Here is a 16711-nt window from a genome sequence, read left to right as displayed (position 1 = left end):
CCGAGATTCGGCTCGGTGACAATAGACTGTGAAATGAAAAGGACGTTTTTTACAATAGAGATAGTGATATAGAGAACTATTTCTTTTTCTTCCGATCCAAGACGTTTTCTTGGAATTTCTGCATCAATTCATAAAAATTGGGGATATATACGGTTGCCAGCAATGTATTCAGTGCCATACCAAAGACAACAGCTGCCCCAAGAGCAATGCGGCTTTGTGCCCCGGCTCCGGTAGCGAACAGCAATGGCATTACTCCTAACACAAAGGCGAAAGAAGTCATAAGGATCGGGCGTAAACGAACGTGTCCGGCTTCATAGGCAGCGTCACGTATGGAGTTGCCTTCGGCACGGAAATCGCGTGCGAATTCTACAATCAGAATTCCATTTTTAGCTGAAAGGGCAATCAGCAAAATAATTCCAATCTGAGTGTAGATGCTCACTGGGGTACCCATGACGAAGCAGCCTATCATGGCGCCCAACAGAGCCATTGGTAGTCCCATGATAGCTGATAACGGGCTTGTCCAGCTTTCGTATTGGGCTGCCAACACCAGAAATGCTACCAATAGTGCCATAATGAATACAATGGTCGTTGTGTTTCCTGCCTGCGTTTCCTGGTAAGCTACTGAAGTCCATTCGTAACCGAATTCATTGCCCAGTTGCTCTTTTATGAGATTCTCCATCTGTTGTATTCCCTCACCTGAACTACTTCCTGAGGCTACGTTGCAGGTTATGGAAGCTGTTGAATACATATTGTAGCGGCTTATCTGGTCCATACCCAGACGTTCTTCAACTTTTGTAAAAGAAGAAAATGGTACCATATTTCCCGCGGCGTTGGGGACACTGAGCTTCAATACATCATCGATCACTTTCTGTGCCTGTTCCCCGGCTTCTATTTTTACCTGATAGATGCGTCCGAACTGAACAAAGTCGTTGACATAGGCTGCCCCCATGTAATAACTTAGCGTAGAGAATACATTGTCCAACTGGATACCCATAAATTGGACTTTATCACGGTCAATATTCAGGAAGTATTGTGGCACATTGGCCTGGTACATACTGGATATGGATGCAAGGGCCGGTTGTGTGTGATAGGTAGCCATCAAAGTTTCGATAGCTCTCTGCATTTCTGTCGGTCCCAGATTGTTACGATCTTCCAGTTGTAACTGTAGACCTCCCGAGGCTCCTAAGCCGGGAATGGCCGGAGGCACCATCGCAAATATCTGCGCTTCCTGAATGCCGTAAGCCATTTCATTGAAACGCTGTACTACAGCTGCAGCAGTGTGTCCCTTTCCTTTCCGTTCATCCCAGTTTTTCAGTACAACAAAATAGGTACCTGTATTTGATTGTTCGCCACCTCCCATAATAGAAAAGCCACTGATACCAATGTAGTCTTTTACTTCCGGATAACTGTCTAAAATTCGGTTTACTTTTTGTCCGACAGCTTGTGTGCGTTCGAGGCTGGATGCCGGTGGTAATTGGATGACAGCGATAAAGTACCCGTCATCTTCATCGGGCACGAAAGTTGAAGGCCATTTCATGAACAGAATGACAGCTATCGCTGTAATGATCCCATAAGAGATCAGTGCAAGTCCCGGACGAATGAGTAATCCTTTTACAATGCGGTCATAGAGATTCTGTGTCTTGTCATATACTTTGTTGAATCCTTTGTATATGAAAAAATTGGATGGCTTGTTATGTTCCAAAAACAAGGCACATAATGCAGGGGTCAGTGTCAACGAGTTAATGCCACTCAATACAGTAGAAGCGGCAATGGTCAAGGCAAACTGTTTGTAAAGCTGTCCGGAGATGCCACTGATCAATGTAGTTGGTATGAAAACAGCCAGCAATACCAGTACAACCCCGACAATTGGGCCGGTGATCTCTCCCATTGCTTTGGTGACGGCATCTTTAGGAGAATACTGTCCCGTTTCCAATAATCGGGAAGCATTTTCTACCACTACTATTGCATCGTCTACCACTATCGCTACGGCAAGTATTAATCCAAACAGAGTTAAAGTATTGATTGAGAATCCAAGAGTAGCCATTACTGCCAAAGTACCAATCAGTGATACAGGGATGGTGATACATGGGATGATAACAGCCCGCCAGTTTTGCAGGAACAGGAAAATAACAAGTACTACCAGTAAGGTGGTTTCCAGGAAAGTTACCAATACTTCATCGATAGATGCATTGATGACATCGGTTGTATCCAATGTCACATTATAGCTGACGCCTGCCGGGAAGTTTTGTGCAAGCTCCTGCATCTTAGCTTTGACTCCTTTGGAAACATCAAGCGAGTTTGAACCCGGTTGTTGATAAATAGCAATGGCAGCAGTGGGATGTCCTTTTAGTTTAGAGACAACATTGTACGAGGAACTGCCAAGGTCGATGCGTGCTATATCTTTTAGTCGGAGCATTTTCCCTCCTTCTCCGGTTCGGATAATGATGTTACCGAACTCTTCGGGAGATGTCAGCCGTCCCTGTACATTCAACGTATACTGGTAGGCGTTATTATTATTTTTTCCAATAGGTTGTCCGATATAGCCGGCACTGACTTCAATGTTTTGTGACTGGATAGCTTGATAAACTTGCGCAGGAGAGAGATTACGGATACGCATTGCTTCCGGATCGAGCCAGACACGCATACTGTAGTTTCCTGCCCCCATTACATTGACAGCTCCTACACCCGGTACTCGTGTTAATTGATCTACCAGATTTAGTTGTGCATAATTCGTAAGATATAGTCCGTCGTATACAGAGTCTTTTGCCTGCATTGTGAGAAACATCACGATGTTGGACGATTGTTTCTGTACAGTTACTCCCTGGACTACAACTGGTTCCGGCAGTGAAGATTGCGCTACACTTACCCGGTTCTGTACCTGTACGGTAGCCATGTCGATATCTGTGCCTACGGCAAAGGTAATAGTCAGTGAATAGGCACCCGAACTGGATGCGGTGGAACTCATGTAAAGCATACCGTCTACTCCGTTCACTTGCTGTTCAATGGGGATGCCGACAGTTTGAGCTACAGTTTCAGCATTTGCTCCCGGATAGAAAGCAGACACCTGTACTGTAGGTGGAGTAATCTCCGGAAACTGTGCGACAGGCAATATATTTAATGTTACCAATCCCGCCACCACGATAATCAATGCCAGTACCGTGGCAAATATAGGCCGATTGATAAAGAACTTTGAAAACATGCACTTAATGATTAGAGGTTTGTGACTCGTGATTGACTGATATTGGCTTGATTTTCATGCCGTCACGCACTTTCATTAATGCCGTTGTGACGTATTGCTCTTTAGCCGAAAGCCCGCTTTTAATTTGACGTAACGTATCGTTAACCAGCTGTCCCGGCTCGATGTGGCGATAGCGTACAACATTCGAATCATTTACAATATATAGGTATTTTCCTAACTGGTCTGTTCCAATAGAGGCTTCTGGTACGAGCAATGCTTGCTTCGCTTCGGCATATGGCAATGTAATGCTGACGTATAGTCCGCTTTTCAGAACCCCTTTCGGATTATCGAGGTTGGCGCGTACGTTAAGTGTTCCTGTACCCAGGTCCACATTGGGCGATAAGTAATCCAGTGTAGCCGGATAGTTTTGTGTACCGTTTTCTCCCAAGCGTACGATAACATTTTTGGGAAGTTCTTTCTCCTTACCGGTTTGTGAAAGTAGCATGGATAGCCATTGGTTGTCTGCTACATTAAAGTAGGTATACATTCGGTCGTCTTTATAGATCGTGGCCAAAGTGACAGGTTGTCCGGCTCCGCTGATATAGCTTCCTACATCGTAAAGTGAGCGGCTGATTGTTCCATTGAAAGGAGCACGGATGTAGCAGTATCCCAGATTGGTACGTGCGGTATTCAGGGTGGCTTCAGCATTGCTAACAGCAGCGGTGGCTTCGGCAACGTTTGATTCTGCCTGTAAAACCTGTATACGACTGACTGCATCACTTTTCAAAGCTTCTTTCATTCGGGTATAGTTATTGCGGGCATATTCCAGTTGTGCAAGCGCAGTTTTCAATTGCGCTTCAGCCTGTGTTACATTATCTTTGTAGATAGTAGGTTCGATAACGAACAGGAGTTGCCCCTGCTTTACACGAGTCCCCGGTGTGAATGAGGCGGATTGCAGGGTGCCGTTGACCCGGGCTACCAGATTTACGGTTTGTTCGGTAGTCAGATATCCCGGATAATCTTTTGTCAGGGTAATGTTTTGTACGAGTGGATATGCCACACTGATTTCCGGAGTAGGCATCTCTCCTCTTCCGGCTTCTTTTTTTCCTTTACATCCGGTCATTACCAAAGGAAAGATGAGAAAAATATACATTAGTTTTTTCATTATGATAGGTCTTTATAGTTAATCATTTAGGTTTCCGGACCATCCGCCTCCCAGGGCTTGGTACATGGCTATCAGCTGGAGCAAGGAATATCCTCTTGCTTGGACCAGTTGGTTCTCATAACTGAGTAGCGAGCGTTGTGCATCCAGTACATTCTGGAATGGGGTTAATCCTTGTTTATAGAGTTCCAGTGAGAGTGTCAAGGTTTCTTGTCCTTGATTACGCACTTCGCGTAGAGCTACTATTTGCTTGATGGAGTTCCGGTAAGCATTCATGGCATTGTCTGTCTCTTGTACGGCAGTCAATACAGTCTGATTAAACTGGTTGATAGCTTCGTCTAATTGTGCTTTAGCCAGTTTGGTGGCATTTACCAATTGAGTCCCTTTAAAAAGTGTCCAGCTTAGTGCCGGTGCTATTTCATAGGTCATGCTCTTATGATGGGTCAGATCTTTCAGGTCCTTAGCAGTATAACCAAGCGAACCTTTTAGAAAAATCTGAGGCAGCCAGTCCGATTTGGATGCCCCCACTAAAGCCGCTTGAGCATTCACACTTCGTTCTGCACTACGGATGTCCGGACGACGAAGCAGTAAGTCGGCCGGAAGTCCTACTCCAATTGGTTCCATATAGTCAGGTAATATTCCTGGAGACTCTAATGTGGGACGTATCTCCTGAGGATAAGTGCCTAATAGTATAGCAAGGGTAGTAATGTATTGATTGATACCCGATTCAATTTGGGGGATAGAGGCTTTTGTGCTGAAAAACACAGATTTAGCTTGCGCTACGTCCAATTTAGAAACGAGTCCGGTATTGTATCTCACTTCTGTGATTTTCAATACGGCTTCCTGCGATGCGCAGTTCTTTTGTATTACTGCCAATTCTTGTTGCAGCTCCCGCAGGTTGATGTATGCTGAGGCTACTTGGGCGCAGAGTGATACCATTGTGCCGGTGTACTCTTCTTTGCTGGCAGCAAAGTTTTCTTTCTGAGCTTTTACACGGTTACGGATGCTTCCGAAGAGGTCTAATTCCCAACTCATATTCAGCGAGGCATCGTAATAATGCTGAGTGGATTGAGGCAATTCACTGGTATTGCCACTACTTTGTTGACGAGTCCATCCGGCATTCAGTCCGATCGTTGGAAAAAAGTTTCCACGTTCCATCCTCAGGTTGGCTTTTGCCATATTGATACGGTCAATAGCGGTCAGTATCGAGTAGTTTTGTTTGACCGCAACGGAAATAAGAGAATCGAGAACCGGATCCTGAAAAGCTTTCCACCATTGGTCATCCACCGGCAATACTTGCTGAAAAATTTGTGCATCTTCTTCCCATTCTTGTGGCAAAGGTTTGTCCAGATAGCGGTTCGTAGCCTGTGGAAAGGCTACGGACGAAAGAAACAGCAAGAACATGATATTTCCTATTCGTAGTTTCATAAGTTTAGGTTATTTAGAAATGAAAACATAACAACGAAAAGAAATATTTGTTTATCCTGCCTATAAGAGAATCACTATGCTTAAAGGGAATATACTTTTTTTTATTGAAGAAACGGATATTAATGAATAAACCCGTAACTTTACTATGCTCACAATCGGGCTATAGTAAAATTACGGGTTTTAAATATGATGAATTCCGAACTTTTAAAATCGGACCATCAGAATATCAATGCAAGGCTTTATTCAGCTTTTCTTCTGATAGCTCTTTTGGTTGTAACGGGTGCTTCTTCTACTTTGTGTTCTATCTCCACACCTGCCAGTTCCGGGTCGATCATGATGCGTCCGCAATATTCGCAAACGATAATTTTCTTACGTGAACGGATATCCAACTGTCTCTGAGGCGGAATTTTATTAAAACAACCACCGCATGCATCACGCTGTACGTAAACAATACCCAATCCGTTACGTGAATTCTTGCGGATACGTTTGAAAGACTGGAGTAAGCGAGGCTCTATTTTTGTTTCAAGATCTTTAGCTTTATCTCTCAATTTTTCTTCCTCTTGTTTAGTTTCCTCGATGATCTCGTCCAGCTCATTCTTTTTCTGGTCAAGGTCTTTCTGGCGTTCCTCCAGTGCTTTGGTATTTTTCTCTATTTCTTCAGATTTTTCCTGCTCTTCTGCAGTGAATTCTTTGATTCTTTTTTCGCAAAGCTCTATTTCCAGGGACTGGAATTCGATTTCTTTTGTCAGGAAGTCATATTCGCGATTGTTACGAACATTGTCTTGCTGTGATTTATATTTCTCAACCGAAGCTTTGGCTGCTTCAATTTCCACTCTCTTACCGGCGATAGCTGATTTGAGTTCGTCTACTTCCGCCTTGATCTTATCGATACGTGTACTCAGACCGGCAATTTCGTCCTCAAGGTCTTGCACTTCCAATGGAAGTTCACCTCTTAACGTTTTAATTTCGTCAATTTTAGATAATGTTGTTTGCAGCTGAAACAAAGCTTTCAACTTTTGTTCCACTGTCAACTCTTTCGGTTCATTTTTAGCTTCTCTTGCCATTTTACTTATAAATATTTAATGGGATTCGTGTTAACCTTACTAAATTGGAGTGCAAAATTAGGAAATAAATCCCGTATTATGGAATAAAAAATTTCTTTTGTGTATTGTTCGCTTTCGTAATGTCCTATTTCTGCAAGTAAAATGTCTGTTTCACGACCAAAGTAGTCATGATATTTAATTTCACCTGTGATAAAAACATCAGCTCCGCTACCTATAGCTTGTGGAATAAGGAAAGCTCCTGCCCCTCCACAGAGGGCAACTTTCTGAATCAGGCGGCCTGTTAGTTTGTTATGTTTCAAACACCCTACTTCAAATGTCTTCTTTATACGCTTCAGGAATTCAAGCTCCGATTCAGCTTCTTCCAGTTCTCCGATGATTCCTGCTCCGATCTGTGCCCAACTATTGTAAAGAGGATATAAGTCGTATGCCGGTTCTTCATAGGGATGTGTCAATAGTAACGTACGGATAACCTCTCTTTTCTTATATTCCGGCAGGATGGTTTCAATCCGTACTTCCGCTTCATGATGAAGTTCTCCTATATTTCCACAAAAAGGTTTACTTCCTTCCTGTGCACGGAAAGTTCCCTCGCCTTCTGTGTTGTAGCTGCATGAGTCATAGTCGCCTATATATCCACATCCGGCAGTGAATAAAGCATTACGGACCTCTTCGGCTTGTGTGGTCGGGACGAATGTGACTAACTTTATCAGGCAGTTCTCTTTGGGTTCAAGTATGTGTACATCTTTTAATCCTATTTTCTCAGCTATTTTATAGTTCACTCCCCCCGGAGCATTGTCAAGATTGGTATGGGCCGAATAAATGACGATGTCGTTTTTGATTGCTTTTAAGATGCAACGTTCAACATAATCTTTACCGGTAATCGATTTATAACCTTTAAAAATAAGGGGATGATGGGATATAACAAGATTACAGCCGGACGCGATAGCTTCGTCAAGCACAGCTTCGGTAACGTCAAGACACAACAAAGCCCCTGTTGTTTCCGCATCTGTCAGTCCGATTTGCAGGCCGGCATTATCAAATCCGTCTTGCAATGGCAGAGGCGCGAACCGTTCAAGGGCGCTTACAATTTCTTTAATTTTCATTATCAGTAGAAAATTTGTTGCAAAGATAAGAAAAAGCCAATACTTTACCTTGCTTTTATTGATTTTTTAATATATTTACCTCCAAATTTATAAAAGCACAAACCGATGAAGGCAATTCTATTATTATTTTTTTCTCTCTTTTTTATCATTTCATGTCAACAGCATAAAGAAACTCCTATATCTGCTACTGAAGAGGAAAATGGATTGCAAGAAACAGTAGATAGCCTTTCCAAGGCAACGGCTATTTTCTGGATCGATAAATACCATATGAAAGAAATGAAAAAGGACGATGCTCTTTCTTTTCGTACGGCCAAGGCTAAAGTTATTATTCGGACTGATGGGACGATTGCCCTTCAGTCCTTTGTGGAAGTACAGCCTGCAAATGCACAACGATATATTCGTTACCGGCTGAAAGATTTTAAAGTTAAGAAGATACTGATGGACAATCGGTATATTAATCCTGGCGAGCAATATGTGCAACTTCGCTACATACCTGCACTTGCTAAGCGTGTCAAATAGTGATTTCTACAATATTTCCTTCAGGATCCAGGATTACACTTTCGAAATAGCCGTCTCCTGTAGTCCGTGGCTCACTTGCGATCGTAAAGCCATCCTTGCGTAGACGTTCGGTGAGTTCCAATACAGCTTCTTTACTACCGGTAGAAAAGGAGAAATGGGCCAATCCGAGGCTATCTTTTAATGCCGGGGTAGTAATGTCTTGTCGTTGCATAATTTCCAGGGAAGCGAATCCTTGGTCAAAACTGACAAAATAAGATTCAAATCCCTTTTTAGGATTGATATACTTTTCATGGCTTGTTCCGTTGAAATAAGTAATATAGAAATTTTTTAGCTCTTCTAAATGGGTACTCCAGATAGCAATGTGACTGATGTGCATATTCTTTGTAGTATTGTTTAATTATTAATGTTCGCAAATATAGGCAAATATTGATAGTAATGATTTGATTTACATCAATAATCATATCGTTTCTTTATCATTTTGTTTTTCATTGCATATTTTTCATCGACTACCCGATCGGTTGGATAGAATGTGAATGCTATGCGCCAGCCGGATTGTTGATAAATGAATTTTCTTCCGTTGGCACCTTGAATTATCTTCGCATGCTTTTCTTTTAAAAAAAAATCTATTCCTTGGGGGAGAAATTCTCCAGTTTGCAGAAAATCTGTGGTAATGAAGAATCCCGGAATATGTATTTCGCTTATTAATTGTAAAACGGAGTCGGTTAGTGTCATGGTTACTTATTTAAGGGATTCTTTGGTTATTTGTAACATACGGCCATATTCATCGAATGATTTACGGGAGGCCAGTGAGATGGTGATCATTAGTGATAGCATGGAAGCCGTAAAAGTAATGACCATAATCATCATTTGGTATTTGATGGCGACATTCGGGCTGCTTCCTCCCAGAATCTGTCCGATCATAGTACCTGGGAGTGCTACTAATCCCATTACTGAGATGTTGGCAATCAGTGGACTGAAGGATTTTATAATAGCTTGCCGTATAAATGGTGCCTGTGCTTCCTGGCGGGTGGCGCCATTGCCGAGCAGATAACAGTACAATTGTTGCTCCCGTTTCAATCCGCTGTAATATGTATTCAATGCAATGACATTGCTTGATAACATATTTCCCATTAAGATCCCGAAGATGGGGATAAAATATTGAGCGCTGAAGACGTTGTCCAGTTGCAATACAATGCCTATGAAATACATGCCAACCAGAACAACACTACACAGAAATCCAACGGATATAGGGATCAAAAGTACTTCACGTTTTAGCCCGGTGCGCATTAAGGCGGTTTGTCCGGCTACAAAAATCATGATGATAACCCAAAGAAAATTAATCCATGGATTGTTCCACAGGAACAGGTATTTGAGGTACATGCCTATCAGGAAGAGCTGTATAATCATGCGCCCCGTCCCTATCAGGGTGGCTTTCAGTAATCCGGTCTTGAATTTCCACAGATAGAAAAGCGGGATTGCCAATAGTAGTAGTCCTACGAGTAGGTTGAAATAAGATATATCGATAGTTCCCATATAACTATAATGTGATTAGCTGGTTACATCCGTAGGCGAATGCCCGGTCATGTGAAACGGCAAGTATAGCTGTTCCTTTTGTTGTCTGGTTACGTAGAAAAGCTAAAACTTTATCTGTAGAACCGGAATCCAATGCAGATGTCGGTTCGTCTACAATAATCAAAGGCTTTTCCAGCATAGCTGCCGCTGCTATCATAATGCGTTGGCGTTGTCCACCGGATATTTCTCCTACCCGCTTCTGGTATAAGTCCTTGTCCAGACCTAATTCATCAAAATAAGTGAAGAGTTTTTCCTCAGAAAAAGAGATATGTCGGTTGGCTTTTAGTGCAAAAGGTAGTGCTATCATTTCTTTTACCCATTCGGAGGGAAGCGCTAACTCTTGTGGAATCCAAGCTATATGTCGGCGTATAATATCAATGGTGGCAGGTTCAAGTAAAATATCCCCTACTTTGATTCGGCCTTTCCGTAAAAGAACGAATCCCATGATTGCGTTGAGCAGAGAAGTCTTTCCACGTCCGGATTCTCCTGTTATACAAGCTGTTTCGCCTTTTTTAAGCTGCATACAAAACTCAGAAAAAAGAATATCCTCCCCGAAAGCAATGCATGCATTGTCTATTTGTAACATTGTGTATCTTTAAATCTATCTTGCAAAGTTAGTGAAAATTCATAATATGTGCGGGATTTCTTTTATCTTTGTATCACTAATTAATGGACAAGATATGATACTGAACGAACGAGATAGTCGCCACGAGCATATATTGAATGTGGCACGGCAGATGATGACTGCTGCACGTACCGCCCCTAAAGGGAAAGGAATTGATATCATAGAAACTGCAGTTGTCACCGGTAAAGAAATACAGTTACTTTCGGACACATTGAAAGTTATGTTCGAAGAGATGGGAATGAAATTTTTCTTGCGAGATGCAGATAATATTCTCCAGGCTGAATGTATTCTGTTAATAGGTACACGGGAGCAAGCACAGGGACTGAATTGTGGGCATTGCGGTTATGCTACTTGTGCGGGGCGTGCCGAAGGTGTGCCTTGTGCATTGAATAGTATTGATGTGGGTATTGCTGTTGGTTCGGCATGTGCTACAGCTGCTGATCTGCGGGTAGACACCCGTGTAATGTTTTCGGCCGGATTGGCTGCCCAACGTCTTGACTGGTTGAAGGGGTGTCGCCAAGTAATGGCTATTCCGGTTAGTGCTTCTTCCAAGAATCCATTTTTTGATCGTAAGTCTAATAAATAACATAGATAGCAAGTGGCATTCAAAGATGTATCCACTTGTTATCCGTATCCTATTCTTCAAAAAACTAAAATATAATGGGAATAATAGTCGGTCTTCCTACTTCAGGAGGTTCAGAGAAAGATTTGCAACTGAACTTTGGTTTAACTGTCGATGATCAGGTAGAGATGTTGGCTCCTTTTCTGCCTGCGGAATGGTTTTTGCAAAGTGGTGTGCAATTAACATGGCCGCATGCTGAAACAGACTGGGCATATATGCTTTCTGAGGTTCAGGAATGTTTTATCAACATAGCTCGTGAAATTGCCAAGCGTGAGCTTTTGCTTATTGTTACTCCCTGTCCGGAGGCGGTAAAGAATCAGATAGCCGGAGTAGTGAATATGAACAATGTACGTTTTCTGGAGTGCGAAACGAATGACACTTGGGCACGTGATCATGGGGCCATCACTCTGATGGATACGAATGGAGCATGTTTGCTGGACTTTACTTTCAATGGTTGGGGAAAAAAGTTCGAAGCCGGTTTAGATAATCAGATAACCCGTAAGGCTGTAGAGGCTGGAGTTCTGAAAGGGCAATATAAAGATTGTCTGGACTTTGTGCTTGAAGGTGGTTCTATTGAAAGTGATGGTATGGGGACATTGCTAACTACTTCCGAATGTTTATTGTCTCCGCATCGTAATGCACCGATGAACCGGGTTGACATAGAGGAACACCTTTGCAGAGTATTTCATTTGCAAAGGGTGTTGTGGTTGGATCATGGTTATCTGGCCGGAGATGATACGGATAGTCATATAGACACATTAGCCAGGTTTTGTTCTCCGGATACAATTGCATATGTGAAGTGTTCCGATCCCAAAGATGAACATTATGAGGAGCTTTATAAAATGGAAGAACAGTTGAAAACATTCCGTACGGCATCTGGTGATCCTTATCGTTTAATGGCATTACCTATGGCGGATAAAATAGAAGTATCTGGAGAAAGACTGCCTGCAACGTATGCTAATTTTCTGATTTTGAACGATTCTGTGCTCTATCCCACTTATAATCAGCCGGAAAATGATGAACTGGCAAGAACAGTGCTTCGTGAAGCTTTTCCGGCATATGAAGTGGTGGGCATTGATTGTCGTGCACTCATTAAACAACACGGGTCATTACATTGCGTAACAATGCAATATCCGATGGGAGTCATTAAATAATAAAATTTGAGTATGAGAAAAATAAAAGTAGGAATCATTCAACAGGCCAATACGTCAGATATTAGGATGAATCTGATGAATCTGGCTAAAAGCATTGAAGCTTGTGCCGCTCATGGCGCACAACTCGTCGTTCTTCAGGAACTTCATAATTCATTGTATTTTTGCCAAACTGAAAATACTGATCTATTTGAATTGGCGGAACCGATTCCGGGACCTTCTACAGGATTCTATTCCGAACTGGCGGCAACTAACCGGATAGTGCTTGTTACTTCTTTATTTGAGAAACGTGCTCCGGGATTATATCATAATACAGCCGTTGTTTTCGATCGGGATGGAAGCATTGCCGGGAAATATCGTAAAATGCATATACCTGATGATCCGGCCTATTACGAAAAGTTTTATTTTACTCCGGGAGATATTGGTTTTGAACCGATACAGACTTCTTTGGGTAAATTGGGAATATTGGTTTGCTGGGATCAATGGTATCCCGAAGCTGCCCGTCTGATGGCATTGAAAGGAGCTGAAATCTTGATTTATCCTACTGCTATCGGTTGGGAAAGTTCAGATACAGATGATGAGAAAGTCCGTCAGCTCAATGCTTGGATTATTTCTCAGCGCGCACATGCGGTGGCCAATGGCCTTCCGGTGATTTCTGTAAATCGTGTAGGCCACGAATCCGATCCGTCAGGGCAGACCAATGGTATTTTGTTTTGGGGGAATAGTTTTGTTGTTGGTCCTCAAGGTGAATATCTGGCGCAGGCAGGAAATGAACGTCCCGAAAATATAGTTGTTGAAGTAGATCTTGAACGCTCGGAAAATGTACGTCGCTGGTGGCCTTTCCTTCGTGACCGACGTATAGATGAATATGGTAACCTGACGAAACGTTTTATCGATTGAAGTCTTGCGTTTCTGTAAATATAAAAAGTCCCGCAGATTATAGACTCTGCGGGACTTTTTATTGAATATTTTAAAATAGTTTTTATCTAAATGTAAGTTTCTTATTGACGATGAAGTTTACTGTTCCGTAGATAAATAATCCCAGGAATTGTGCCAGATACTCATTTACATCCCCACATTCTACCAATGTAACTAAAAACAGGAACTGGGCACTATATGCCAATCCGAAAGCTGAACAAAAGAATAATATCTGCTTCCAGATATTATTCTTTTTATCTTCAATCGGAAAGATCCAATATTTGCTCCAGATAAAATTATGTATCTGGGCTACTATGTACGCTGTAATGTTAGCCGGAATGTAATCGTATGACAATTCATCCATCATCAGCCAAATAACAAAGGCTGTGATTAATGCATTGAGCGTACCAATTACGGCAAATCGAAAAATGCGTACTGACTCTTTCACTTACTCCTTAATATCTACAATCAGATTCAGTTCTTCCAGTTGTGACGGATCAAGTGCTGCAGGAGCATCCAACATAACATCACGGCCTGAATTATTTTTCGGGAATGCGATGCAATCACGGATTGAGTCGAGTCCGGCAAAAAGAGATACCCAACGGTCCAATCCGTAAGCCAAACCACCGTGAGGAGGCGCACCGAATTTGAAGGCGTTCATCAAGAAGCCAAATTGTTCTTGTGCACGTTCCGGAGTAAATCCGAGTAGTTCGAACATTTTATTCTGTAACTGGCTGTCGTGGATACGGATTGATCCTCCTCCTACTTCTACACCGTTGATTACCATATCGTAAGCATTGGCGCGTACAGCTGCAGGATCTGTATCCAACAGATGGATATCTTCCGGTTTGGGCGAAGTAAACGGATGGTGCATAGCCATTAGACGACCTTCTTCTTCACTCCATTCGAATAGAGGAAAGTCTACTACCCATAAGCACGCGAATGTGTTTTTATCACGTAATCCCAATTGATTACCCATTTCCAGACGCAGTTCGCAGAGTTGCTTACGAGTTTTCATGGCATCATCTCCCGATAAAATCAGAATTAAATCGCCTGGTTTAGCGCCAAAAGCTTCTTTCAATTGCTGTAATACTTCTTGCGTATAGAATTTATCTACACTTGATTTTACAGTACCGTCGGCTTCAATACGGGCGTATACCATGCCTTTTGCACCAATTTGCGGTTTTTTCACAAATTCAGTCAAGGCGTCCAGTTGTTTACGAGTATAGCTGGCTGCACCTTCGGCACAAATACCACCAATATATGTAGCATTATCAAATACAGAGAAACCGTGTCCTTTCAGGATATCCATTAATTCAACGAATTCCATACCGAAACGAATATCCGGTTTGTCGCTACCATACAGTTTCATTGCTTCACTCCAAGGCATGCGCGGGAATGGTTCTGTCAGTTCAATATTACGAATAACCTTAAACAGGTGTTTAGCCATTCCTTCAAATGTAACGATTACATCTTCTTGTTCTACGAAGCTCATTTCACAGTCTATTTGAGTGAACTCCGGCTGTCGGTCGGCACGCAGGTCTTCATCACGGAAACATTTGGCAATCTGGAAATAACGATCGAAACCGGAAACCATCAACAATTGTTTCAAGGTCTGTGGAGATTGTGGCAATGCGTAGAATTGCCCCGGATTCATGCGGGAAGGTACAACAAAATCACGGGCTCCTTCCGGTGTTGAACCGATCAATACCGGAGTTTCTACTTCCAAAAAGCCCAGTTTATCAAGATAACTACGCACTTCTATTGTCATTTTATGACGTAACTCCAGATTTGAACGGACAGCGTTACGACGTAAGTCCAGATAACGGTATTTCATGCGGATATCGTCACCACCATCTGTGTTATCTTCAATGGTAAAAGGAGGAGTAATGGCTGAATTCAAGATATTCAGTTCCGAAACGATAATTTCAATATCACCGGTCGGAATATTTCCGTTCTTACTAAAGCGTTCGTTAACGGTTCCGACAATCTGAATAACGTATTCACGACCCAGCTTGTTGGCACGTTCGCAAAGCTCAGCGTCTATTTCTTCATTAAATACTAATTGAGTGATACCGTAGCGATCACGAAGGTCAACAAAAGTCATACCTCCCATTTTACGGCTGCGCTGTACCCATCCCGACAGCTTGACTTGTTTATTAACATCGGAGATTCTTAATTCTCCGCACGTGTGCGTTCTGAACATATTTAATATATTATTTTTATATTTTTGTTAAAGTAGTCTGCAAAAGTACATATTAATTCGGATTCTGTACTATTTCTAAAGGGCTATTTTTTAGTAAGCTTTTGTATCAGCTGCTTATTTTTTTTCAAAATAACTTTGTTTTTATGTGCTATGTCTTCTACGATGGCTTCATTCATCAGCTTGATACCATTCACATATTCTTGTGCTTTTTGCAGTACGTTGGAATTATCTTTTTTTTTATCGGTAGGTACAACGACTCGTAATCCTTTCTGAATCAGCTCTATCTTGATATCTTCATCAGCCTGCATCGGATCACCATCAAAATGGACTACTCCCGGTGAACTGCGGTGGATGCACAATTTCTTGCAACGGAAGGTTTTAATTCGGCTGTTCTGGTCAATTGTTTTATTGAAGAGTTGGAAAGCCAGTGCCGGAACATCCAGTACGGTAAATGGTTCAAGAATGGTTACGTCTAACAAACCGTCTGTCAACGTAGCTTGTGGAGCTATATAAGCATTATTTCCATATTGTGAAGCATTGCCGCAAGCTATCAGGAAGGCTTTGTATCTGGAAGTACCGTCTTCTGTTTCCAGTTCATAGGTTTCTGGTTGATACTTCAGGCTTTCTTGCAGAGTTTTTTCCAGATAAGTCAGGAGTCCGCGTTTACCCGCATTGGCAAATTTCAGACTGACAAAAGCATCAAATCCTACTCCGCAGGTGCAAAAAAAGTCTGTACCATTTATTTTTCCATAATCTATAATATCAACTAATCCGTCATTCAAAATCTCAAGTGCTTTACGCGGATCCATCGAAATTTGAAGATGTCGTGCCAATCCGTTTCCGGAGCCGCAAGGAATGATGCCCAATGCCGTATTGGTATGTACCAGCGAACGGGCAATCTCATTGATTGTTCCATCGCCTCCTACAGCCACTACTATATCTGTGTGGCTATCTGCCGCATCTGCTGCTATTTCGATTGCATGTCCGGCTCTTTCGGTATACACAATTTCCCAAGTATACTTATCCTTATCTATCTTCTCATCCAGTAGACTCAGAACAAGTTCCTTACTTTGTGTACCCGAAATTGGATTAACGATGAATATTATTTTTTTCTTATTTTCGATCATGCAAGTTGGTTCCATCATTTATATGTTGTGGTCGACAAA

General features: G+C 42.2%; 16 protein-coding genes. 4 read left to right on the top strand and 12 right to left on the bottom strand.

The annotated features are described in order from the left end of the window. Window positions 1-76 precede the first annotated feature (76 nt). The 5 genes from ISX59_RS02260 to ISX59_RS02240 form a co-directional block, all read right to left on the bottom strand. Window positions 77-3199 carry an efflux RND transporter permease subunit gene (locus ISX59_RS02260; RefSeq protein ID WP_220575616.1) on the bottom strand — a complete coding sequence of 1041 codons (3123 nt, stop codon included), beginning with the start codon at window positions 3197-3199 and terminating at the stop codon, window positions 77-79. A 4-nt stretch (window positions 3200-3203) separates the two neighbouring features. After that, complete coding sequence (locus tag ISX59_RS02255; RefSeq protein WP_005820339.1) at window positions 3204-4343, bottom strand: efflux RND transporter periplasmic adaptor subunit; 1140 nt, start codon at window positions 4341-4343, stop codon at window positions 3204-3206. Between the two features lie 18 nt (window positions 4344-4361). After that, window positions 4362-5768 carry an efflux transporter outer membrane subunit gene (locus ISX59_RS02250; RefSeq protein WP_005806235.1) on the bottom strand — a complete coding sequence of 469 codons (1407 nt, stop codon included), beginning with the start codon at window positions 5766-5768 and terminating at the stop codon, window positions 4362-4364. Between the two features lie 239 nt (window positions 5769-6007). Next, window positions 6008-6832 carry a zinc ribbon domain-containing protein gene (locus ISX59_RS02245; RefSeq protein WP_005777840.1) on the bottom strand — a complete coding sequence of 275 codons (825 nt, stop codon included), beginning with the start codon at window positions 6830-6832 and terminating at the stop codon, window positions 6008-6010. A gap of 5 nt (window positions 6833-6837) precedes the next feature. Next, complete coding sequence (locus ISX59_RS02240; protein WP_220575615.1) at window positions 6838-7932, bottom strand: Nif3-like dinuclear metal center hexameric protein; 1095 nt, start codon at window positions 7930-7932, stop codon at window positions 6838-6840. 105 nt (window positions 7933-8037) lie between these two features. Between ISX59_RS02240 and ISX59_RS02235 the strand changes: the two genes are divergently transcribed. Beyond that, the gene (locus ISX59_RS02235; RefSeq protein WP_005806231.1) at window positions 8038-8451 is read left to right on the top strand and encodes a DUF4891 domain-containing protein; all 414 of its coding nucleotides are present in this window, start codon (window positions 8038-8040) and stop codon (window positions 8449-8451) included. Here the strand turns inward: ISX59_RS02235 and ISX59_RS02230 are convergent. The 4 genes from ISX59_RS02230 to ISX59_RS02220 all read right to left on the bottom strand — a co-directional run bounded on the left by ISX59_RS02230 (window position 8444) and on the right by ISX59_RS02220 (window position 10609). After that, on the bottom strand, window positions 8444-8827 hold the full coding sequence (locus ISX59_RS02230) for a VOC family protein (protein WP_220575614.1): 384 nt from the start codon (window positions 8825-8827) through the stop codon (window positions 8444-8446). The two genes, ISX59_RS02235 and ISX59_RS02230, sit on opposite strands and share 8 nt — an antisense overlap. Before the next feature lie 74 nt (window positions 8828-8901). After that, window positions 8902-9183: a hypothetical protein gene (locus ISX59_RS21105; protein ID WP_005777836.1), complete on the bottom strand. Its 282-nt coding sequence runs from the start codon at window positions 9181-9183 to the stop codon at window positions 8902-8904. 6 nt (window positions 9184-9189) lie between these two features. Continuing rightward, the gene (locus ISX59_RS02225; protein ID WP_005777835.1) at window positions 9190-9984 is read right to left on the bottom strand and encodes an ABC transporter permease; all 795 of its coding nucleotides are present in this window, start codon (window positions 9982-9984) and stop codon (window positions 9190-9192) included. A 4-nt stretch (window positions 9985-9988) separates the two neighbouring features. Then, on the bottom strand, window positions 9989-10609 hold the full coding sequence (locus ISX59_RS02220) for an ATP-binding cassette domain-containing protein (RefSeq protein ID WP_220575613.1): 621 nt from the start codon (window positions 10607-10609) through the stop codon (window positions 9989-9991). Between the two features lie 94 nt (window positions 10610-10703). On the opposite strand from ISX59_RS02220, the gene ISX59_RS02215 reads away from it, so the two are divergent. From ISX59_RS02215 to ISX59_RS02205, 3 genes are all read left to right on the top strand, one after another. After that, window positions 10704-11234 (top strand): ferredoxin domain-containing protein, encoded by a 531-nt coding sequence (locus ISX59_RS02215; protein WP_220575612.1) that lies wholly within the window; start codon window positions 10704-10706, stop codon window positions 11232-11234. A 74-nt stretch (window positions 11235-11308) separates the two neighbouring features. Beyond that, on the top strand, window positions 11309-12424 hold the full coding sequence (locus tag ISX59_RS02210) for an agmatine deiminase family protein (RefSeq protein WP_220575611.1): 1116 nt from the start codon (window positions 11309-11311) through the stop codon (window positions 12422-12424). A gap of 12 nt (window positions 12425-12436) precedes the next feature. Continuing rightward, window positions 12437-13321, top strand: a complete 885-nt coding sequence (locus ISX59_RS02205; RefSeq protein ID WP_044299425.1) for a carbon-nitrogen hydrolase — start codon at window positions 12437-12439, stop codon at window positions 13319-13321. An 82-nt stretch (window positions 13322-13403) separates the two neighbouring features. Here the strand turns inward: ISX59_RS02205 and ISX59_RS02200 are convergent, their stop codons facing one another. From ISX59_RS02200 to ISX59_RS02190, 3 genes are all read right to left on the bottom strand, one after another. Next, on the bottom strand, window positions 13404-13787 hold the full coding sequence (locus ISX59_RS02200) for a GtrA family protein (RefSeq protein WP_122142123.1): 384 nt from the start codon (window positions 13785-13787) through the stop codon (window positions 13404-13406). Beyond that, on the bottom strand, window positions 13788-15545 hold the full coding sequence (gene aspS, locus ISX59_RS02195) for an aspartate--tRNA ligase (protein WP_220575610.1): 1758 nt from the start codon (window positions 15543-15545) through the stop codon (window positions 13788-13790). A gap of 83 nt (window positions 15546-15628) precedes the next feature. Next, window positions 15629-16687, bottom strand: coding sequence for a diacylglycerol kinase family protein (locus ISX59_RS02190; protein ID WP_005806223.1), 1059 nt, complete (start codon window positions 16685-16687; stop codon window positions 15629-15631). Window positions 16688-16711: the final 24 nt, after the last annotated feature.

Origin of the sequence: Bacteroides sp. FSHCM14E1 (genome assembly GCF_019633785.1) — a bacterium.
Classification (GTDB): domain Bacteria; phylum Bacteroidota; class Bacteroidia; order Bacteroidales; family Bacteroidaceae; genus Bacteroides; species Bacteroides hominis.
The sequence above is the reverse complement of the archived record's forward strand: the minus strand, read 5'-3'. Positions and strand labels throughout refer to the sequence as shown.